Genomic DNA, 18,508 nt, shown 5'->3' on the forward strand with positions numbered 1-18,508 from the left:
TCACTTCCAGAGCTGGGTGGCAAACACTACAAGAATGCCGATGGGCGCCACATAGCGCATCAAGAACAGAGACAAGGCGAACAGCGCGGGGCTGCGAATCGACAATTCGTCGCGCACTGCGTCTCGCCCCATCACCCATCCGGCAAACAGCACAAAGCACAGCCCGCCGAGCGGCAGCATGATCCGCGAGGTGAAGAAGTCGATCACACCAAAGAAGTCCAGACCGCCTGCGGCACCCCATTGGTAGAGATGGAACATCCCGCCTTCGTTCACGAAAAATTTCGCTTCCTTCCAGATATTGAAGGAAAACACCGTGCCCAAGCCGACAAACCAGCAGGTGAACGCCAACCAGAATGTCACCCAAGCACGACTGATTTTAGTCCGCTCGACCAGATAGGCGACCATTGGCTCCAGCAGGGAAATCGCCGAACTCCAGGCAGCGATAGCTACCAGTACGAAGAACACCACGCCCATCAACTGGCCGAACAGCACGTTACCGAAAGCAAATGGCAGGCTGACGAACATCAGCCCCGGGCCTTCGCTCGGGTTCAAACCGCCAGCGAACACAATCGGAAACAAGGCCAGACCGGCCACCAGCGAAACGAAGGTATCGAGCAGCGCCACACCCACAACGGTGCCGGACAGCGAGGCTTCCTTCGTCATGTAAGCGCCGTAGATCATGATCGAGCCCACGCCCACGCTCAGGGAAAAGAACGCGTGGCCCATGGCCGGCAACAAGCCGTCGAGGACTTTTTCCGGATGGAAGTCGAACATGAAATGCACGCCTTCCATGAAATGCCCGGTGGTCATGCTGTAGCCCAGCAGGACGAGGACCATCACAAACAACAGCGGCATCATGATCCGCAGACTGCGCTCAAGCCCGGCGACCACGCCTTTGGCGATCACCACGGCGGACAGCAGCATGAATACCGTGTGCCACAGCGTGATGCGCCAAGGGTCGGCGATGACATTACCGAAATAGGCACCGACCTGATCGGCCGTCGCGCCCTGGAAGTCCCCGCGCCCCATATCAATGATGTAATCCAGCGACCAACCGCCGACGACACTATAGAAAGACAGGATCAGCAACGCCGTGATCATCCCGGCGAACGCGCCCCACGACCACTTGCCCGAATGCCCGGCTTCGATTGCCAGCACCTTGAGGGCGTTGGCCGGGCTCAATCGAGCACGCCGGCCAATCAGGGTTTCCGCGAGCATCACCGGAATGCCGATCAGCGCGATGCAGGCCAGAAACATCAGCACGAAGGCGCCGCCACCGTAGACCCCGACCATGTAGGGGAACTTCCAGATGCTGCCCAATCCCACGGCCGAACCGGTCGCGGCGAATATGAAAACCCAGCGGCTAGCCCAACTGCCGTGGACAGAAACCTTGTCTGTCGACATCGTTTATCACGCCCAAGCGTTAGAAAAAGAGGCCGCATTGTCCGGGATTCACTCAACCTGCTCAAGCACGCAGCATCACCGTAGCCGACAGCCGTTTATCTCCATATAATGCCGCCCCTATGGCTAAACAGAAGAAACACCCAACAGGGACCATCGCGCAGAACAAAAAGGCGCGACACGATTACTTCATCGAGCACAAGTTCGAGGCTGGTCTGGTCCTGGCCGGCTGGGAAGTAAAAAGTCTGCGGGCAAGCAAGCTGCAACTGGTCGACAGTTACGTCCTGCTCAAGGATGGCGAAGCCTGGCTGCTTGGCAGCCACATCACGCCGCTGATGACCGCCAGCACCCACGTCATCGCTGACCCGGTCCGCACCCGGAAGCTGCTGCTCAACCGGCGCGAGCTGGAGAAGCTGGCCGCCGCCGTGCAGCAGAAGGGTTATGCCTGCGTATGCCTGTCCTGGTACTGGAGCAAGCACATGGTCAAGTGCGAGATCGCTCTGGGCAAGGGCAAGAAGGAATACGACAAGCGTGATACCGAGCGCGAACGCGATGCCGGGCGCGAGTTGCAGCGTGCGGTGCGCAACAAGGGCAAGGAAGACTGATTCCTCTGCCTGAATGATCGCTCCCGCGTTCTGCGCGGGAACGGTCATGCCTGAACCTACATCCCCTTGCGTCGCTCGGCCCGAGCCACGCGCTGAACTTCCTGACGCACCTCTTCCAGCACTTCCTGTACATACAGAATGTGTCGACTGGAAACCTCTCGCGCCTGCTCTGCACGACCTTCGATAATCGACTGGTACAGTTCCCGATGCTGAGTGATCAGCATGTCGCGAGTTTCCGTGCGTTGCTTGTACATGCCGCCAATGTTGGTCACCACGTTGCGCTTGAGCAGGTCGAACAACCCGCGAATGGTGTGCAGCAACACTGCGTTGTGACTGGCCTCGGCGATTGCCAGATGAAATTTCGCGTCGGCCGCCCCCTCCTCCGCCCGACTCACTTCGTCATGGCGCGAGTAACAATCCTGTAGTTCTTCGAACGCCGCGGTCAGCCGCTCGCGATCCACATCGGTGGCGCGCAATGCTGCGTAATAGGCACACGATGCCTCCAGTGTGTGGCGAAACTCCAGCAGATCGCGCTGAGCCTCCGGATTGCTTTCCAGCAATTGCAGCAATGGATCACTGAAGGTCGAGCCCAGGCTTTCCACCACGTAATTGCCGCCGCCCTGCTTGCTGACCAACAGCCCCTTGGCCGCCAGTTTCTGGATTGCCTCACGCAACGAAGGCCGGGACACGCCGAACTGCTCCGCCAATGTGCGCTCGGCCGGCAGGCGCTCGCCGGACCTCAATGTCCCTTCGAGGATCATCCCCTCAAGCCGCTCGACAATATCGTCAGACAAACGGCGCTGACGTATCTGATCAAACCCCATTACTCAATTCTCCACGATCCCGACCACTCGCCGGGCTCTCTATTCTGGCCTATCGGCGCCTTGCCGACACCTGCCAGATGAAACGCCCCGGACCGGATCAGATCGAGCCTGCACCGGTCATTCGACAAAAGTTTTAGGGCGGCAAATTGACACACCGACATCAAGGCTTTTACCCTAGCCAACAGCGATTGTAAATTGGTCTTACCAATTAACCAAGAACGCTGACAGTGCCTGACCAACAACAATTAGGGGCCACCCCATATGCAAACCTGGCAACAGCTTTACAGCCCGCTCGGCAGTCTCGGCGTGTCCGCACTCGCGGCCGTCATCCCCATCGTTTTCTTCTTTCTTGCCCTTGCGGTGTTCCGCCTCAAAGGCCATGTCGCCGGCAGCATCACGCTGGCCCTGGCGATCCTTGTGGCGATCTTTGCGTTCCAGATGCCGGTCGACATGGCGTTCGCCGCCGCAGGCTATGGTTTCGCCTATGGTCTGTGGCCGATTGCCTGGATCATTGTCGCGGCGGTGTTTCTGTACAAACTGACGGTTAAGAGCGGTCAGTTCGAAGTCATCCGCAGCTCGGTCCTGTCGATCACCGATGACCAGCGCTTGCAGGTGCTGCTGATCGGTTTCTGCTTCGGCGCCTTCCTCGAAGGTGCAGCCGGTTTCGGCGCGCCCGTGGCGATTACCGCTGCGCTGCTCGTAGGCCTGGGCTTCAACCCGCTGTACGCCGCCGGTCTGTGCCTGATTGCCAACACCGCACCGGTCGCGTTCGGCGCCTTGGGAATTCCGATCATCGTCGCCGGGCAAGTCACCGGTATCGACGCGTTCAAGATTGGCGCCATGACCGGCCGCCAACTGCCGCTGCTATCGCTGTTCGTGCCGTTCTGGCTGGTGTTCATGATGGACGGCCTGCGCGGCGTGCGTGAAACCTGGCCAGCCGCACTGGTTGCCGGGCTTAGTTTCGCCGTGACCCAGTACTTCACCTCGAATTTCATCGGCCCGGAACTGCCGGATATCACCTCGGCCCTGGCCAGCCTGATCTCGCTGACCCTGTTCCTGAAAGTCTGGCAACCAAAACGCACCGCAGGTGCACAGATCGCCGGTGCGACCTCGAACGTGGCGGTCACCGCCAGCGCCGGCGGTTTCGGCCAGCAACGCACCACCATCGCTTCGCCCTACAGCCTCGGGGAGATTTTCAAGGCCTGGTCACCGTTCCTGATCCTCACCGTGCTGGTCACCATCTGGACCCTCAAACCGTTCAAGGCAATGTTCGCCGCCGGCGGCTCGATGTACGCCTGGGTATTCAACTTCGCGATCCCGCACCTGGATCAACTGGTGATCAAGACTGCACCGATCGTCGCGACGCCGACCGCCATTCCGGCCGTGTTCAAGCTCGACCCGATCTCCGCCACCGGCACGGCGATTTTCTTCTCGGCGCTGATCTCGATGGTCATCCTGAAGATCAATTTCAAAATTGGTCTGACCACTCTGAAAGAAACTTTCTACGAACTGCGCTGGCCAATTCTGTCGATCGGCATGGTGCTGGCGTTCGCCTTCGTGACCAACTATTCCGGCATGTCTTCGACCATGGCCCTGGTGCTGGCAGCGACCGGTGCGGCATTCCCGTTCTTCTCGCCGTTCCTGGGTTGGCTGGGCGTGTTCCTCACCGGTTCCGATACCTCGTCCAACGCGCTGTTCAGTTCGCTGCAAGCGACCACCGCGCATCAGATCGGGGTCAACGACACCTTGCTTGTGGCGGCCAATACCAGCGGCGGCGTGACCGGCAAAATGATTTCGCCACAATCGATCGCAGTGGCCTGCGCCGCGACCGGGCTGGTGGGCAAGGAATCCGATCTGTTCCGCTTCACCCTCAAGCACAGCCTATTCTTTGCAACGATTGTCGGCCTGATCACCCTGGCTCAGGCCTACTGGTTCACCGGCATGCTGGTGCATTAAGACCACAAGCGACATGGAAATAACCGACGCCGGTTCGTGATTCCGGCGTCAGCAATTCACAACCCGGTCTGTAAGGCTGCTGAAAGCAACGCGCTCTATATTCGGCAGCCTCAACAGACGAATAACCGGGCCCACCCGGAGACACGCCTGATGAGCGAGCTTTTTTACAACGCTGTGCCCAACGCCACTCGCGTTGCACCGCCACTGCCCGAACCCCGGCAATACCCGAGCGAGAAACCGTCGCGGGTCTACCTGTTCGGCACCTGCGTGGTTGACCTGTTTTATCCCGAAGCCGGGATGGACGCGATCCACTTGCTGGAGCGCGAGGGCATTCGGGTCGACTACCCGCAAGGGCAGAGCTGCTGCGGACAACCGGCCTACACCTCGGGGTATACCGAGCAGGCACGGACGGTGGCGCGCTCGCAACTGGCGCTGTTTGCCGGCGATTTTCCGGTGGTAGTGCCGTCAGGCTCCTGCGCAGGAATGCTGCGCGAGCATTACGCCGACTTGTTCAAGGACGAGCCGGAAACGTTGAAACAGGTTCAGGCCCTCGCGGCTCGCACCTATGAGCTGGCCGAGTTCCTGCTGTTCGTCTGCAAGGTGCAGCTCAAGGACAGCGGCGAGCCGGTCAAAGTGGCGCTGCACACCTCGTGTTCGGCGCGACGGGAAATGAATACCCACCTGCACGGCCGCGAGTTGTTGGCGCAGTTGAGCAACGTGGAACGGGTCAATCACGACCATGAAAGCGAATGCTGTGGCTTCGGTGGGACATTCAGCGTCCGTATGCCAGACATTTCCGGCGCGATGGTGGCTGACAAGACCCGAGCGTTGAAGGAATCCGGCGCGCATCAGGTACTCAGTGCCGATTGCGGCTGCTTGATGAACATCAACGGCTCGCTGGAAAAACAGAAGGAAGCGCTGCGCGGGCAACACCTGGCGAGCTTCCTCTGGCAACGAACCGGAGGTGCCCGATGAGCACTTCCACGATTATTCCTACGGTTGCCGTAGAAGAAGATTTCCGCACCCGGGCACACAACGCCCTGGGCGACCAGCAGTTGCGGAACAACTTCCGCACCGCGATGGATTCACTGATGACCAAGCGGGCAGCGGCTTTCAGCGATGCCCACGAAAGAGAACACCTGCGTGAACTGGGCAATGCGATCCGTGCCCGCGCGCTCTCCAAGTTGCCCGACCTGCTCGAGCAACTGGAACAGAACCTGACCCGCAACGGTGTGACAGTGCACTGGGCGGAAACGGTGGACGAGGCCAATGGCATCGTCCTTTCGATCATCCGCGCTCACGAGGCGCGGCAAGTGATCAAGGGCAAATCGATGGTCAGCGAAGAGATGGAGATGAACCATTTCCTCGAGGCTCGGGACATTGAATGTCTGGAGTCCGACATGGGGGAGTACATCGTCCAGCTCGACCACGAGAAGCCTTCTCACATAATCATGCCGGCAATCCACAAGAATGCCGGTCAGGTCGCGTCCTTGTTCCACGACAAACTTGGCGTGGAATACACCAAGGACGTTGACCAACTCATTCAGATCGGTCGCAGGGTCCTGCGGCAGAAATTCTTCGAAGCGGACATCGGCGTCTCCGGCGTCAACTTCGCCGTGGCCGAAACCGGCACCCTGCTGCTGGTGGAAAACGAAGGCAACGGGCGCATGACCACGACTGTGCCGCCGGTGCACATCGCCGTTACCGGTATCGAAAAAGTCGTGGAAAACCTGCGCGACGTGGTGCCGCTGCTGTCATTGCTGACCCGCTCGGCTCTGGGCATTCCGATCACCACCTACGTCAACATGATCTCCGGCCCGCGCAAGGAACACGAGCTCGACGGCCCGCAGGAAGTGCATCTGGTGCTGCTCGACAACGGTCGCAGCCAGGCATTTGCCGACAGCGAATTGCGCCAAACCCTGAATTGCATCCGCTGCGGCGCCTGCATGAACCATTGCCCGGTTTACACCCGCGTCGGCGGCCACACCTACGGCGAGGTTTACCCCGGCCCGATCGGCAAAATCATCACTCCGCACATGGTCGGCCTGGCGAAAGTCCCGGACCACCCGAGCGCTTCTTCGCTGTGCGGCGCCTGCGGTGAAGTGTGCCCGGTGAAGATTCCGATCCCGGCACTGCTGCGTCGCCTGCGCGAAGAAAACGTCAAAGCCCCCGACAGCCCTAATCAAGTGATGCGCGGCCAAGGCAGCAAGTATTCGCGCAAGGAACGCTTTATCTGGAACGCCTGGGCGAAGCTCAACAGCTCGCCGACTTTGTATCGCCTGTTTGCGTTTTTCGCCACGCGACTGCGTGCGCTGGCGCCAAACAACGTCGGCCCGTGGACGCAGAACCACAGCGCTCCAAAACCCGCCGCCCGCTCACTGCATGACATGGCTCGCGAGCATCTGGCCAAACAAGGAGACCGTTGATGAGCGCCAAGCAAAACATCCTCGGCAAGTTACGGAACAGTCTGACCGGCACCACACCGATTGCCGACAACTTCGATGTCGATCTGGTGACTCAGCCCTACACCTACAGCGCCGAACAACGCATTCCGCAACTGCGCAAACTGATGGAAGCGGTGCACACCGAGATCCATCTGACTTCCGCTGATGGATGGCCGGCACTGCTGGCGCAACTGCTGCGCGACCGTCAGTTGCCAAGCCTGCTAATCGCACCGACTACGCCTCATGGGCAGCGCATCACACAGCACTGGGCGAACAATCCTGATCTGCCGGCGCTGAAATCCTACGACCGGCCGATGGAAGAGTGGAAAGCCGAGCTGTTCAACGACACCCCGGCCAGCCTCACCGGCACCCTCGGTGCCATTGCCGCCACCGGCAGCCTGATTCTTTGGCCGACCCGCGAAGAACCACGGTTGATGAGCCTCGTACCACCGGTGCATTTCGCCCTGCTCAAGGCCAGTCAGATCCGCGACAACTTCTATCAAGTGCAACAGGAATTCGAGTGGGCGCAAGGCATGCCGACCAACGCCTTGCTGGTGTCCGGCCCGTCGAAAACCGCCGACATCGAACAAGTGCTGGCCTACGGCGCCCACGGCCCGAAAGACCTGGTGGTGTTGATCCTGGAGGACCAATGACCTTACCGGCGACTTTCCTGCGCGATGCGCAGCAACTGATTCCGGCCGAACGGCGTTTCGACGATCCGCTGTCGACACTGGCCTTCGGCACCGATGCCAGCTTCTACCGACTGATTCCGCAACTGGTGATCCGCGTCGAGTCCGAAGATGAAGTGGTGGCGCTGCTGAAACTGGCCCAGCGCGATCAGGTCCCGGTGACCTTCCGCGCCGCCGGCACCAGCCTGTCAGGCCAGGCGATCAGCGACTCGGTGCTGATCGTGCTTGGGGATAACTGGAACGCGCGTGAGATCCGAGGGCAAGGCACGCAAATCCGCCTGCAACCGGGCGTGATCGGTGCTCAGGCCAACGCGTGGCTCGCGCCATTCGGGCGCAAGATCGGTCCGGACCCGGCCTCGATCAACGCCTGCAAAATCGGTGGCATCGTCGCCAACAACGCCAGCGGCATGTGCTGCGGCACCGCGCAAAACACCTACCATACGCTGGCCGGGATCCGTCTGGTATTGGCCGACGGAACCCGACTCGATACCGAAGACGCCGCCAACGTCGCGACGTTTCGCGCGAGCCACGGCGAGTTGCTGGAACGTTTGGCGACACTGGGCCGCGAGACCCGAGCCAATGCCGAACTGGCCGCGCGAATCCGCCACAAATACCGTCTGAAAAATACCACCGGCCTGTCGCTTAACGCCCTGGTGGATTTCGATGAGCCTGTGGATATCTTGAGCCACCTACTGGTCGGATCCGAAGGCACCCTCGGTTTTATCAGTGCGGTGACCTACGACACGGTGATCGACCACCCGAACAAGGCCTCGGCGCTGATCGTTTTCCCCGATGTGGAAACCTGCTGCAACGCCGTCACCGTGCTGAAAAGCCAACCGGTGTCCGCCGTGGAACTGCTCGACCGCCGCAGCCTGCGCTCGGTGCAGAACAAACCCGGCATGCCGGAATTCGTACAGCACCTGTCGAACAACGCCTGCGCGCTGCTGATCGAATCCCGCGCTGCCTCTTCCACTTTGCTGCAAGAGCAACTGGCGCAGATCATGGCCTCGCTCGGCGGATTCCCGGTGGAAAAGCAGGTCGACTTCACCGAGGACCCGGTCGAGAACGCCCGCCTCTGGGCGATCCGCAAGGACACCTTCCCCGCCGTCGGCGCCGTGCGCAAGACCGGCACTACAGTGATCATCGAAGACGTGACCTTCCCGGTGGAACAACTGGCCAGCGGCGTGAATCGCCTGATCGAGCTGTTCGACAAACATCACTACGACGAAGCGATCCTTTTCGGACACGCACTGGAAGGCAATCTGCACTTCGTCTTCACCCAAGGCTTCAACAGCCCGGAAGAAGTCGCACGCTATCAGGCGTTCATGGACGACGTGGCGCAACTGGTGGCCGTGGAGTTCGGCGGTTCGCTTAAGGCCGAACACGGCACGGGGCGCAACATGGCGCCGTTTGTCGAACTGGAATGGGGCAGCGATGCCTATCAATTGATGTGGCAACTCAAGCGCCTGCTCGACCCTCAGGGCATTCTCAATCCGGACGTGGTGCTCAGCGAAGATCCGCAGATCCACCTCAAGCACCTTAAACCGCTGCCAGCGGCCGATGAGATTGTGGATAAGTGCATCGAATGCGGTTTCTGTGAGCCGGTTTGCCCATCGAAGGGCCTGACCCTGAGCCCACGCCAGCGCATCGTGATCTGGCGAGATATTCAGGCGAAAAAACGGGCCGGCATCGACACCCGCGAACTTGAAGAAGCCTACGAGTACCAGGGCATCGAAACCTGCGCCGCGACCGGTTTGTGTGCGCAACGTTGCCCTGTAGGCATCAACACCGGCGAACTGGTGAAAAAGCTCCGCGGCCGTCACGCCACGCATACGAAAACCGCCAACTGGATCGAAGGAAATTTCGCCACCGCCCTGCAAGGGGCGCGCTTCACCCTGCACGTGGCCAATGGTGCGCGGATGTTGCTGGGTGCGCCGCGTCTGGCGAAGCTTTCGGCAACGCTGACGCGCTTGTCCAAAGGCCAGGTGCCGCAGTGGAGCAACGCGATGCCCCAGCCGGAAAGAGCCATTCGCCTCAGTCCGACAATCTCGGACGAACGCCCGCGCGTGGTGTATCTGGCGGCCTGCGTGTCGCGAGTGATGGGCCCCGCGGCGGGCGACAAGGAGCAGATGTCGCTGTACGACAAAACCCGTGGCCTGCTGGAAAAGGCCGGTTATCAAGTGGTGCTCCCGGACAATCTGGACAACCTCTGTTGTGGCCAGCCTTTCGCGTCCAAAGGCTATGCCGAACAGGCCGAGCACAAGCGTCAGGAACTGATCGGCGCCTTACTCCACGCCAGCCGAGGTGGGCTCGATCCGATCTATTGCGATACCAGCCCCTGCACATTGCGACTGGTGCAGGATGTGGGAAATGTTCGCCTTGATCTGTATGACCCTGTGCGTTTTATCCGTACGCATCTGATTGATCGGCTGGAATTCACCCCGCAGGAAGCACCGATTGCCGTTCATGTGACGTGTAGCACTCAGCATCTGGGGGAAAGCCAGGCGTTGATCGATCTGGCGCGCAAGTGCAGCAAAACCGTGGTCATTCCCGAGGGCATTCATTGCTGTGGTTTTGCCGGCGATAAAGGCTTCACCACACCGGAACTCAACAGCCATTCCCTGCGCACCCTCAAGGATGCGGTGCAGCATTGCAGCGAAGGGATTTCCACCAGTCGCACCTGTGAGATCGGTCTGACGCAACACGGCGGAATCGACTACCACGGTCTGGTCTATCTGGTGGATCGAGTGACCCGGGCCAAAACCTGCGAAACCGCCATCTGAAGAAAAATAGAACCCTTGCGAGCGACCGCAGTCCACAGAACAAGCCCCGAACAATCGGGGCTTTTCCTCCATTCGGTTGCCCGTCCTGACGGCCAGCGAAGTCGGGATCCCTCAGTTCAAGGAGATTCATATGAAACGTTCTGTACTGTTAGGTCTGTTCGTTACTGCCTCGATGATGGCTTCCACGTCCTTTGCTGCCGGCAAGCCTGCCGACCTGTGCGATGCCAATATCCAGACCATCAACAATGCCAAGGGGCAGCTGTCATCGTCGCCAGAGCTGAGTCAGCGTGCAGAAACCAGCGTGCAAAAGGCTCAGGCACTCAAGGCCCAAGGCAAGATCGATGACTGTGTTGCGGAAACCTCGCAGACCATTGTGGAACTGCGCAAATCCACCGGCACCAACAATTGATCCAGGCCCGGCCAACCTTCGGGTTGGCCTTGACGGCCGATTGGCGTACACTGCGCAGGCTTGCTGCTCTTTGAGATGTACAGAGCATCAGGCTCGGGGCCGTTTAGGATTCGACGCCGGTTGCGAAACTTTAGGTGCATGCCGACTTGGTAACAGAAGTCGTAAATCCACTGTTGCAACTACTTATAGTTGCCAATGACGACCAATACGGTGCTGCTCTCGCTGCTTAATTGCAGCTGACATGCACTCCTGGTACCTTCGGGTCCAGCAATCATCAGGGGATGTCTGTAAACCCAAAATGATTGTCATATAGAACAGAATCGCCGTGCAGTACGTTGTGGACGAAGCGGCTAAAACTTACACAACTCGCCCAAAGCACCCTGCCCGTCGGGTCGCTGAGGGTTAACTTAATAGACACGGCTACGCATGTAGTACCGACAGCGGAGTACTGGCGGACGGGGGTTCAAATCCCCCCGGCTCCACCAACTCTCAACGACAAGGCCCGCCAAGTGCGGGCTTTGTCGCATCTGGGGATTCCTTTCCGGTTCTCCCCCTCGCTTGCACTCTCGAAAGTTCGAAAGCCTGATCCGGATCGCATACCAGTCCCTGACTGTCCCCCCTTACAACATCCTAGGAAATTTCCCTCAACCCGCGTCGACTTCCATGAACTAGTGCCCCCCGCCCCACCCGGTTACCCTCCATTCCTCGCAACACACAGGTGAACGGCACAGCCCCGCCGAAGCGCAAGGATCACCCCTCACATGGAGTCCGGTCATGAAAAAAGACACCCCCGATCCATCCGAAAATTCCCCGGTTACCGAGTCCAGGACGATCTCGACTTCCGAACGCCCCATTACCGTTGCCCGCAGGCGCAATTCCCGGCTTCTTCCGGTCGATCAGATCCTCAGCGTGCGTCCCGATGTCGACCTGATCACTCTGTTGACCCACGCCAGCCAGAATCTCGCGGCGCTCAATATGATGGCGCATGATCTCGTTCACCGACCGGATGAGGTGCAACGGGCCCGGATCGTCGCGATACATCAGTTGGCGGGGTTGGCAGAGATGCTGGTCAGCAGCGCCTTGAGCAAGCTAGATCCATTGCAGCAGGCGGCCGATTCGAAGCCAGTTCTCTGCCACTGACCCTCTTGAAAGAGCCGAAATCAGCAGACCCAGCGTCTTGAGCGAAGGGGTTCAGCGACATGAATTTTTCTTCACAGCCCCTTCACCATCAAACCTGTACAGTCCGCTCGCTCATTCAAGAAACTACGGTTCGCCCGCTCTCCTGCGGGCTTTTTTTTGCCCGGGATTTGGCCACGCGTTTGTATTTTCCCGCCCACCGGGCAATTCTGTTGATCAATCCCGAGACCCGGAGCGCCCGATGTCGCTGTTGACCCTGCCCTGCCAACGCCTGACGCTCGCGGTGCTCGACCCGGATCAGGCGCCTCTGGAAAGCGATTTCTATCAACGCAACCTGCGCCATCTCGCCCCGTGGTCACCGATTCGTACCACCGATTATTTCTCCACCGAACAGATCCGCCGACGCCTTGAAATACAGGCCAGCGCTTTCGATGCCGGGCTGGCGGTGCATATGGCTTTGCTGACCCCAGACGGTCAGCAGATGATCGGCGCCTGCAATTTCAGCGGGATCATCCGCGGCGCGTTCCAGGCGTGTTATCTGGGTTATCACATCGATGCAGCCCATCAGGGTCAGGGTCTGATGCAGGAAGCGCTGGAATCCGCCATCGCCTACATGTTCGAGACCCAGAACCTGCACCGGATCATGGCCAACTACATTCCCGGCAATGAACGCAGTGCGCGGCTGCTTGAGCGCCTTGGGTTCGATAAAGAAGGCTACGCAAAGGCCTACCTGAACATTGCCGGGCGCTGGCAGGATCATGTGCTGACCGCGCTGGTCAATCCGGGGGTTGAGGCGCCGGATCAGCGCTGGTCGCGACGACTCGCGTGAGTTTCACAATTTGTTAAGCATTGGCGAAGTATGCTCACGCCTCTCGCCCCTTCCGGTTATCTGAAACCTATGTCGTCGCGTGCCGCCACTTCCCTGTTCCTGCTTGCCGCCCTGCTGTTTTTCTTCGCGTTGGGCAACCATCAATTGCAAGGTTCCACCGAGGCCCGCGTCGCTGGCATCGCCATGGAGATGCATCTGGACGATGACTGGGTGACGCCCCGTCTGTTCGGCGAACCGTTTCTGGAGAAACCGCCACTGAGTCTGTGGCTGGATGCCGGCGCCATGCGCGTGTTCGGTGTTTCGCCGTGGGCGGTGCGACTGGCATCGGCGGTGGCCGGTCTGCTCAGCGTGATGCTGTTGTACGGCATGTTGCGGCGCTTCGAACGGCCAAAAGCGATCGCGTGGACGGCGGGAATTCTGTTGGCGACCATGGCCAGTTACTGGAGCAACGTGCGCGGGGTTGGCGAGGATGCGTTGCTCGCACTCGGCGTGACCACCGCACTGCTGGCGTTTTTCCAGGCGCAACGAGCATCGACGTTCGGCAATTCGTTGCTGTTTGTGGTCGGGATTGCCATCGCCACGCTGAGTAAAGGCGTGCTCGGTCTGGCGATGCCGGGGGTGGTGATTTTCGCCTACCTGCTGGCCGACAACCTGATGGACAAACGCTTGAAACTGACCGAGTGGCTGCGGCCGGGATTGCTGACATTGGCCGGTCTGATTCCGCTACTGATCTGGCTCGCGGTGCTTTATCAGCACGGCGGCGCCCAGGCAGTCAGAGAAGTCTTGCTGACCAACAGCGTCGGGCGTTTCAGCGGTTCCTTCGTCGAAGCCGGGCACTATGAGCCGTTCTACTACTACATCGCCAAACTGCCCGAAGCGTTCCTGCCCTGGAACATTCTGGTGTACATGGGGCTGTGGCACTTCCGCAAGCAATTGAAGGCCAATCGTTACCTGCTGTTTTTCAGCCTGTGGATCGTTGCGCAGTTCATCATGCTGACTCTGGCCTCGAGCAAGCGCACGGTGTACCTGATGTCGATGACACCCGCAGCGGCGGTGATCGCGGCGGAATATGCGGGCGTACTGTTCGAGAGGTTGAAGGACCGTAACAGCGGGTTTGTCGGATGGATCGCCCGTCATCGTCAGGCACTGGCGGCCGGTATCCTGACCGTGGTGATCGCCAGCTACCTCGGTGCCGCGCAATGGGCACTGCCGAAGGCGGACAAGGAATTGTCGTTCCTGCCGCTGACCGAACACATCCAGAGCTTGCAAGCCAGCGGCCATCAGGTCGCGCTGTTTCAAGCCAACGAACGGGTCGGCGGCGCCAGCGTGTTCTATACCCAGAGTGTCCTCAAGGGGCTGGATACCGATGCGCAATTGAAGGACTTCCTCAGTGCCTCGCCTTCGAACATCGCGGTGATGTCAGGGGACAGCGAACCCGCTGCCCCGCTGAAAGTCCTCAAGACCATGATGGTCGGACGCCAGGCGTACTACTTCGTCGGCTATTGATGCCCTGATGCGCAAATGAAAAACCCGCCGATGATGGCGGGTTTTTCATTTCAGTGACGACGCTTCAGAGAGAAACCTCAGGCTGTGCACTGAACACCTTTCGCTCACGCTTGCTCAACACCGGCAATTCCAGACGAGCGCGCCCATAAAACGCCAGCGCCGTCAGCAAACACGCCAACCAGACGAAGATACCGGCCCAAAACGTGTGGGACATGTAATGCCAACCCTGTAGGACCCGTGTCGTGCCGTAGACGAAACCGAGCAAAAGCGATCCCCACAACAAGGCGCTGGAGAAGCGCCACTGATAACGACGCGCGACAAAATACAGCGCCAGCATGGTGAAGCCGCCGGACGCGTGCCCGCCCGGCCAACAACGACCGTCACCGGCCTCATGGAACAACTGGAAATTGTTGTACCACTCGATGTGAGCCATTTTGCCGCCGTACAACGTCGTCTCGATCGGGCAGTAAACGCTGGTGTGAGCCTTGAGGAAGTGGATTACGCCGGTACACACCGCAAAAGCCACCACCACAAACAGAAAATCCCGGCGATGGTCAGCGGCAAAACGCAGCACCGGAGCCACTTTGCTGCGCTCCAGAAATCCGCCGATACGCGGGCGCCTCTGCGGATTGACCAGCGGCCAGACCACCGACAGCATCGCGCCGACCAACGCGATTTCAGCGGTCCAGTTCGGGATGATCCGCGCCCACTTGTGGGTCAGCTTTTCAAAGAAGTGAATCTTGTCGAGCGGGAAGGTATTCGTCAGCGGATCGAACAACAGGTTGCTGAAGGCGATGTCGATGTTCGTCATGTCGAACATCAGGAACACCACCGCCGCACAAAACAGAGGGATGCCGAAGTTGTAAGCGTAAAAGCGAGAACTCATCGGGTGGTCACCGTGCGCCAGTCAGAGGCTTCGATGAAGCCGAGCATCTTTGGGGCCGCCGGGCTGGCCGCGGAAACGAACAGCGAAGAACCATAACCGAGGGTCGAGGCCGGGACCTTGAGGTCTTTTTCCAGCTGCGCCATGCATTCGCTGTGGGTGACCAGGATCAGGTTACGCCCCGGCACCTTGTGCGCGAGCGCGTCCTGCAACATGCGGCCCTTGCAGCTGATCAGCCAGTCTTCGCCGGTCGTCGCCCGGTTGAACATGTAACCGGCGGTCTGCACGGTGCGGGTCATCGGGCTGTTATAGATGTCGGCATGGTTCAGGCCCAGATGCTCGAATTGCGCGCCGACGGCGACCGCGACACTGCGCGAGCGATCGGTGATGCCGTCGTTGCCGCTCAAGCACGGGGCTTTGGAGTGGTCGCAGCGTTCGACATGGCGCACCAGCACGATCATGTCGCCCTTGGCCCAACCGGTCGCCAACGCCTGCGCGCCAGCCACATTGCCGTGAGCGAGATCAGGCACTGCCGCCGGGGCGAGCAGCCACAGGGTCAGCGGAATCACCAGTGCCGACACGGCCAGAACAACCCCGGCGTTTCGAAAACGGGCCAAACCGCTCAGATCGATCGAGCGTTTGACGCCGAACAGACTCAGTCTCAATTCCACAAAAATTCGCCTCGCCAGCCTGTATCACTGTCATTTGATGCGGCGAAGGTACAGACGCCCCCGTGGGCAGCCAGTGAAAGTCATGTGAAAAAAGTCTTGGGATCCCTTGTTACAAATTCCGTAGGACAAAATCCTTTCAGCTCCAGGATTTGCGGCCGATACAGTCCTGCTAACACCCTTGCTGGCTCAAAAAAACAACAATCTTCCAGCCTAACTGACGATCAAGAAGCACAACGTTTCTGGAGGAATTGTGATGAATAGCTGGTTCGGCAACATCAGCGTGAACCTCAAACTGGGGCTGGGATTCGGCCTCGTCCTGGCCCTGACCTGCATCCTGGCGCTCACCGGCTGGACCAGCCTGGGCGGCCTGATTGACCGCAGCAACTGGATGAGTGACATCACCCAGCTCAACTCTGGCCTGACCAAGCTGCGCGTGGTGCGCCTGCAATACATGCTGACCAATGGCGATGAAACCGCCGCGCAGAACGTGCAGACCACCCTCGACGGTTTCGCTGCGCAACAGCAGGCGCTGATCGGCAAATTCAAGAGCCCGGAAAACGTCAAGCTGCTCAAGGCGCAGGCGGCGACCATCGCCGAATACCAGACGTCCCTGAACAAGATGCGCAACGCCTACCGCACCGGCAACACCGCGCGCGACACCATGGCCGCCAATGCCGAGACCGCGTACAACCTGATCGAGTCGATCAGCACCCGCGTGCAGCAAATGCCGCTGAGCGATACACGTTTCGAACAGTTCCAGGCCATTACCGAAGCCAAGGAAGCGTTCATCCTGGCGCGCTATGAAGTGCGCGGCTACACCGCCACCGCCAATGCCGAAACCGAGCAGAAAGCCGTCGGCCAACTGGATGTGGCCATCGCCAGCCTCAAGCAACTGAACACCCACTTCTCGAGCACCCAGCAAGACACACTGCGTCAGCTGGAAACCGCCCTGACCAACTACCGCAGCGCGTTGCAGGCGTTCAAGAATGCCAACACCGAGGCGGTGCAGGCACGCAAGGAAATGACCGATCAGGGCGCCACCATCGTGACCCTGAGCGAGCAGATGTATCAGATCCAGCTCGATCGTCGCGACATGGAAAGCGCTCAGGCCCGCACCCTGCAACTGATCAGCACCCTGCTGGCGTTGCTGGTGGGCGTCATCGCTGCCTTTATCATCACCCGTCAGATCACCCGTCCGTTGCAGGAAACCATGGCCGTGGTCGATCGCATCGCCAGCGGCGATCTGAGCCACAACGTGATCGTCACCCGCCGCGACGAACTCGGCGTGCTGCAACAAGGCATCGCGCGCATGGGCGTAACCCTGCGCGACCTGATCAGCGGCATCCGCGACGGCGTGACCCAAATCGCCAGCGCTGCCGAAGAACTGTCAGCCGTGACCGAACAGACCAGCGCCGGCGTGAACAGCCAGAAGATCGAGACCGATCAGGTGGCCACCGCCATGCACGAGATGACTGCCACCGTGCAGGAAGTCGCGCGCAACGCCGAAGAGGCCTCGCAAGCCGCAGCCGCCGCTGACGGCGAAGCTCGCGAAGGCGACAAGGTCGTGAACGAAGCCATCGCCCAGATCGAGCGTCTGGCCAGCGAAGTGGTGCGCTCCACCGAAGCCATGGCCGTGCTGCAACAGGAAAGCGACAAGATCGGCAGCGTCATGGACGTGATCAAGGCCGTGGCCGAACAGACCAACCTGCTGGCCCTCAACGCCGCCATCGAAGCCGCCCGTGCCGGTGAAGCCGGTCGCGGTTTTGCCGTGGTCGCCGACGAAGTCCGTGGCCTGGCCCAACGCACCCAGAAATCCACCGAGGAAATCGAAGGCCTGGTGGCCGGTCTGCAGAACGGCACGCAACAGGTCTCCGCCGTGATGAACAACAGCCGCGCCCTGACCGACAGCAGCGTCGCCCTGACCCGCAAGGCGGGTTCGTCCCTGGAAAACATCACCCGCACGGTGTCGAACATCCAGTCGATGAACCAACAGATCGCCGCTGCCGCCGAACAGCAAAGCGCCGTGGCCGAAGAAATCAGCCGCAGCATCATCAACGTCCGTGACGTGTCGGAACAGACGGCTGCGGCGAGTGATGAGACGGCCAAGTCCAGCGTTGAACTGGCGCGGTTGGGTGGGCAGTTGCAGCAGATGGTGAGCCATTTCCGCGTGTAAGAACTGCACACGAAAGCCGATGTATAAAGAAGGGCAGCTGAAAAGCTGCCCTTCTTTTTGTCCTGAAATTGCCATCCTCAGGAACTGGATGAAGCGTTTTGAGCCGCTATTACACAAGCGTTGCTCTCACCATTTTTTTGTCTGAGCCAACAAAAAGCCCCGCGTACACAACGTGTGGCGGGGCTCTGGAAATCAACC

Annotated in this window: 15 protein-coding genes and 1 other RNA gene; 12 read left to right on the forward strand and 4 right to left on the reverse strand. The window is 59.8% G+C overall.

Going from position 1 to position 18,508, the window contains the following annotated elements; genetic code table 11:
- Positions 1–1,404, reverse strand: coding sequence for a sodium-dependent transporter (locus JJN09_RS03575; protein ID WP_096818805.1), 1,404 nt, complete (start codon positions 1,402–1,404; stop codon positions 1–3).
- 119 nt (positions 1,405–1,523) lie between these two features.
- Here JJN09_RS03575 and smpB point away from each other — a divergent pair, with 119 nt between their 5' ends.
- Positions 1,524–2,006 carry an SsrA-binding protein SmpB gene (gene smpB, locus JJN09_RS03580; RefSeq protein ID WP_007915208.1) on the forward strand — a complete coding sequence of 161 codons (483 nt, stop codon included), beginning with the start codon at positions 1,524–1,526 and terminating at the stop codon, positions 2,004–2,006.
- Positions 2,007–2,062: 56 nt separating this feature from the next.
- Here smpB and JJN09_RS03585 read toward each other — a convergent pair whose 3' ends face one another.
- Positions 2,063–2,830 carry an FCD domain-containing protein gene (locus tag JJN09_RS03585; RefSeq protein ID WP_249485708.1) on the reverse strand — a complete coding sequence of 256 codons (768 nt, stop codon included), beginning with the start codon at positions 2,828–2,830 and terminating at the stop codon, positions 2,063–2,065.
- Between the two features lie 261 nt (positions 2,831–3,091).
- Here JJN09_RS03585 and JJN09_RS03590 point away from each other — a divergent pair, with 261 nt between their 5' ends.
- The 10 genes from JJN09_RS03590 to JJN09_RS03635 all read left to right on the forward strand — a co-directional run bounded on the left by JJN09_RS03590 (position 3,092) and on the right by JJN09_RS03635 (position 14,583).
- Positions 3,092–4,786 carry a lactate permease LctP family transporter gene (locus JJN09_RS03590; RefSeq protein WP_249485710.1) on the forward strand — a complete coding sequence of 565 codons (1,695 nt, stop codon included), beginning with the start codon at positions 3,092–3,094 and terminating at the stop codon, positions 4,784–4,786.
- A 150-nt stretch (positions 4,787–4,936) separates the two neighbouring features.
- A complete protein-coding gene (locus JJN09_RS03595) occupies positions 4,937–5,761 on the forward strand; it encodes a (Fe-S)-binding protein (RefSeq protein ID WP_249485713.1) in 825 nt (274 codons plus the stop codon).
- Positions 5,758–7,212 carry a LutB/LldF family L-lactate oxidation iron-sulfur protein gene (locus JJN09_RS03600; protein ID WP_249485715.1) on the forward strand — a complete coding sequence of 485 codons (1,455 nt, stop codon included), beginning with the start codon at positions 5,758–5,760 and terminating at the stop codon, positions 7,210–7,212. The genes JJN09_RS03595 and JJN09_RS03600 overlap by 4 nt, the downstream gene beginning before the upstream one ends.
- The gene (locus JJN09_RS03605) at positions 7,212–7,883 is read left to right on the forward strand and encodes a lactate utilization protein C (RefSeq protein ID WP_249485717.1); all 672 of its coding nucleotides are present in this window, start codon (positions 7,212–7,214) and stop codon (positions 7,881–7,883) included. Before JJN09_RS03600 ends, JJN09_RS03605 begins: the two co-directional genes overlap by 1 nt.
- The gene (locus JJN09_RS03610) at positions 7,880–10,702 is read left to right on the forward strand and encodes an FAD-binding and (Fe-S)-binding domain-containing protein (RefSeq protein WP_249485719.1); all 2,823 of its coding nucleotides are present in this window, start codon (positions 7,880–7,882) and stop codon (positions 10,700–10,702) included. The genes JJN09_RS03605 and JJN09_RS03610 overlap by 4 nt, the downstream gene beginning before the upstream one ends.
- Positions 10,703–10,832: 130 nt before the next feature.
- Positions 10,833–11,111 carry a hypothetical protein gene (locus tag JJN09_RS03615; RefSeq protein ID WP_249485721.1) on the forward strand — a complete coding sequence of 93 codons (279 nt, stop codon included), beginning with the start codon at positions 10,833–10,835 and terminating at the stop codon, positions 11,109–11,111.
- Positions 11,112–11,206: 95 nt separating this feature from the next.
- Positions 11,207–11,596: a transfer-messenger RNA gene (gene ssrA, locus JJN09_RS03620) on the forward strand.
- Positions 11,597–11,885: 289 nt separating this feature from the next.
- A complete protein-coding gene (locus JJN09_RS03625) occupies positions 11,886–12,251 on the forward strand; it encodes a hypothetical protein (protein ID WP_249485723.1) in 366 nt (121 codons plus the stop codon).
- Between the two features lie 238 nt (positions 12,252–12,489).
- Entirely contained in the window at positions 12,490–13,077 is a 588-nt protein-coding gene (gene rimJ / locus JJN09_RS03630; RefSeq protein ID WP_249485725.1) for a ribosomal protein S5-alanine N-acetyltransferase, read from the forward strand.
- A gap of 69 nt (positions 13,078–13,146) precedes the next feature.
- On the forward strand, positions 13,147–14,583 hold the full coding sequence (locus JJN09_RS03635; RefSeq protein WP_249490752.1) for a glycosyltransferase family 39 protein: 1,437 nt from the start codon (positions 13,147–13,149) through the stop codon (positions 14,581–14,583).
- A 64-nt stretch (positions 14,584–14,647) separates the two neighbouring features.
- Here the strand turns inward: JJN09_RS03635 and JJN09_RS03640 are convergent, their stop codons facing one another.
- Both JJN09_RS03640 and JJN09_RS03645 read right to left on the reverse strand, forming a co-directional pair.
- Positions 14,648–15,469: a phosphatase PAP2 family protein gene (locus JJN09_RS03640; RefSeq protein ID WP_249485727.1), complete on the reverse strand. Its 822-nt coding sequence runs from the start codon at positions 15,467–15,469 to the stop codon at positions 14,648–14,650.
- Complete coding sequence (locus tag JJN09_RS03645; RefSeq protein WP_249485729.1) at positions 15,466–16,137, reverse strand: histidine phosphatase family protein; 672 nt, start codon at positions 16,135–16,137, stop codon at positions 15,466–15,468. The genes JJN09_RS03640 and JJN09_RS03645 overlap by 4 nt, the downstream gene beginning before the upstream one ends.
- A 253-nt stretch (positions 16,138–16,390) precedes the next feature.
- On the opposite strand from JJN09_RS03645, the gene JJN09_RS03650 reads away from it, so the two are divergent.
- Positions 16,391–18,310 (forward strand): methyl-accepting chemotaxis protein, encoded by a 1,920-nt coding sequence (locus JJN09_RS03650; protein WP_249485732.1) that lies wholly within the window; start codon positions 16,391–16,393, stop codon positions 18,308–18,310.
- Positions 18,311–18,508: the final 198 nt, after the last annotated feature.

Origin of the sequence: Pseudomonas sp. HS6, from assembly GCF_023375815.1 — a bacterium.
Lineage (GTDB): Bacteria > Pseudomonadota > Gammaproteobacteria > Pseudomonadales > Pseudomonadaceae > Aquipseudomonas.

Excerpts from the sequence above, each read along its gene's own strand:
- JJN09_RS03575 (WP_096818805.1), bottom strand. The coding sequence starts at position 1,404 with ATGTCGACAGACAAGGTTTCTGTCCACGGCAGTTGGGCTAGCCGCTGG.
- smpB (WP_007915208.1), top strand. The coding sequence starts at position 1,524 with ATGGCTAAACAGAAGAAACACCCAACAGGGACCATCGCGCAGAACAAA.
- JJN09_RS03585 (WP_249485708.1), bottom strand. The coding sequence starts at position 2,830 with ATGGGGTTTGATCAGATACGTCAGCGCCGTTTGTCTGACGATATTGTC.
- JJN09_RS03590 (WP_249485710.1), top strand. The coding sequence starts at position 3,092 with ATGCAAACCTGGCAACAGCTTTACAGCCCGCTCGGCAGTCTCGGCGTG.
- JJN09_RS03595 (WP_249485713.1), top strand. The coding sequence starts at position 4,937 with ATGAGCGAGCTTTTTTACAACGCTGTGCCCAACGCCACTCGCGTTGCA.
- JJN09_RS03600 (WP_249485715.1), top strand. The coding sequence starts at position 5,758 with ATGAGCACTTCCACGATTATTCCTACGGTTGCCGTAGAAGAAGATTTC.
- JJN09_RS03605 (WP_249485717.1), top strand. The coding sequence starts at position 7,212 with ATGAGCGCCAAGCAAAACATCCTCGGCAAGTTACGGAACAGTCTGACC.
- JJN09_RS03610 (WP_249485719.1), top strand. The coding sequence starts at position 7,880 with ATGACCTTACCGGCGACTTTCCTGCGCGATGCGCAGCAACTGATTCCG.
- JJN09_RS03615 (WP_249485721.1), top strand. The coding sequence starts at position 10,833 with ATGAAACGTTCTGTACTGTTAGGTCTGTTCGTTACTGCCTCGATGATG.
- JJN09_RS03625 (WP_249485723.1), top strand. The coding sequence starts at position 11,886 with ATGAAAAAAGACACCCCCGATCCATCCGAAAATTCCCCGGTTACCGAG.
- rimJ (WP_249485725.1), top strand. The coding sequence starts at position 12,490 with ATGTCGCTGTTGACCCTGCCCTGCCAACGCCTGACGCTCGCGGTGCTC.
- JJN09_RS03635 (WP_249490752.1), top strand. The coding sequence starts at position 13,147 with ATGTCGTCGCGTGCCGCCACTTCCCTGTTCCTGCTTGCCGCCCTGCTG.
- JJN09_RS03640 (WP_249485727.1), bottom strand. The coding sequence starts at position 15,469 with ATGAGTTCTCGCTTTTACGCTTACAACTTCGGCATCCCTCTGTTTTGT.
- JJN09_RS03650 (WP_249485732.1), top strand. The coding sequence starts at position 16,391 with ATGAATAGCTGGTTCGGCAACATCAGCGTGAACCTCAAACTGGGGCTG.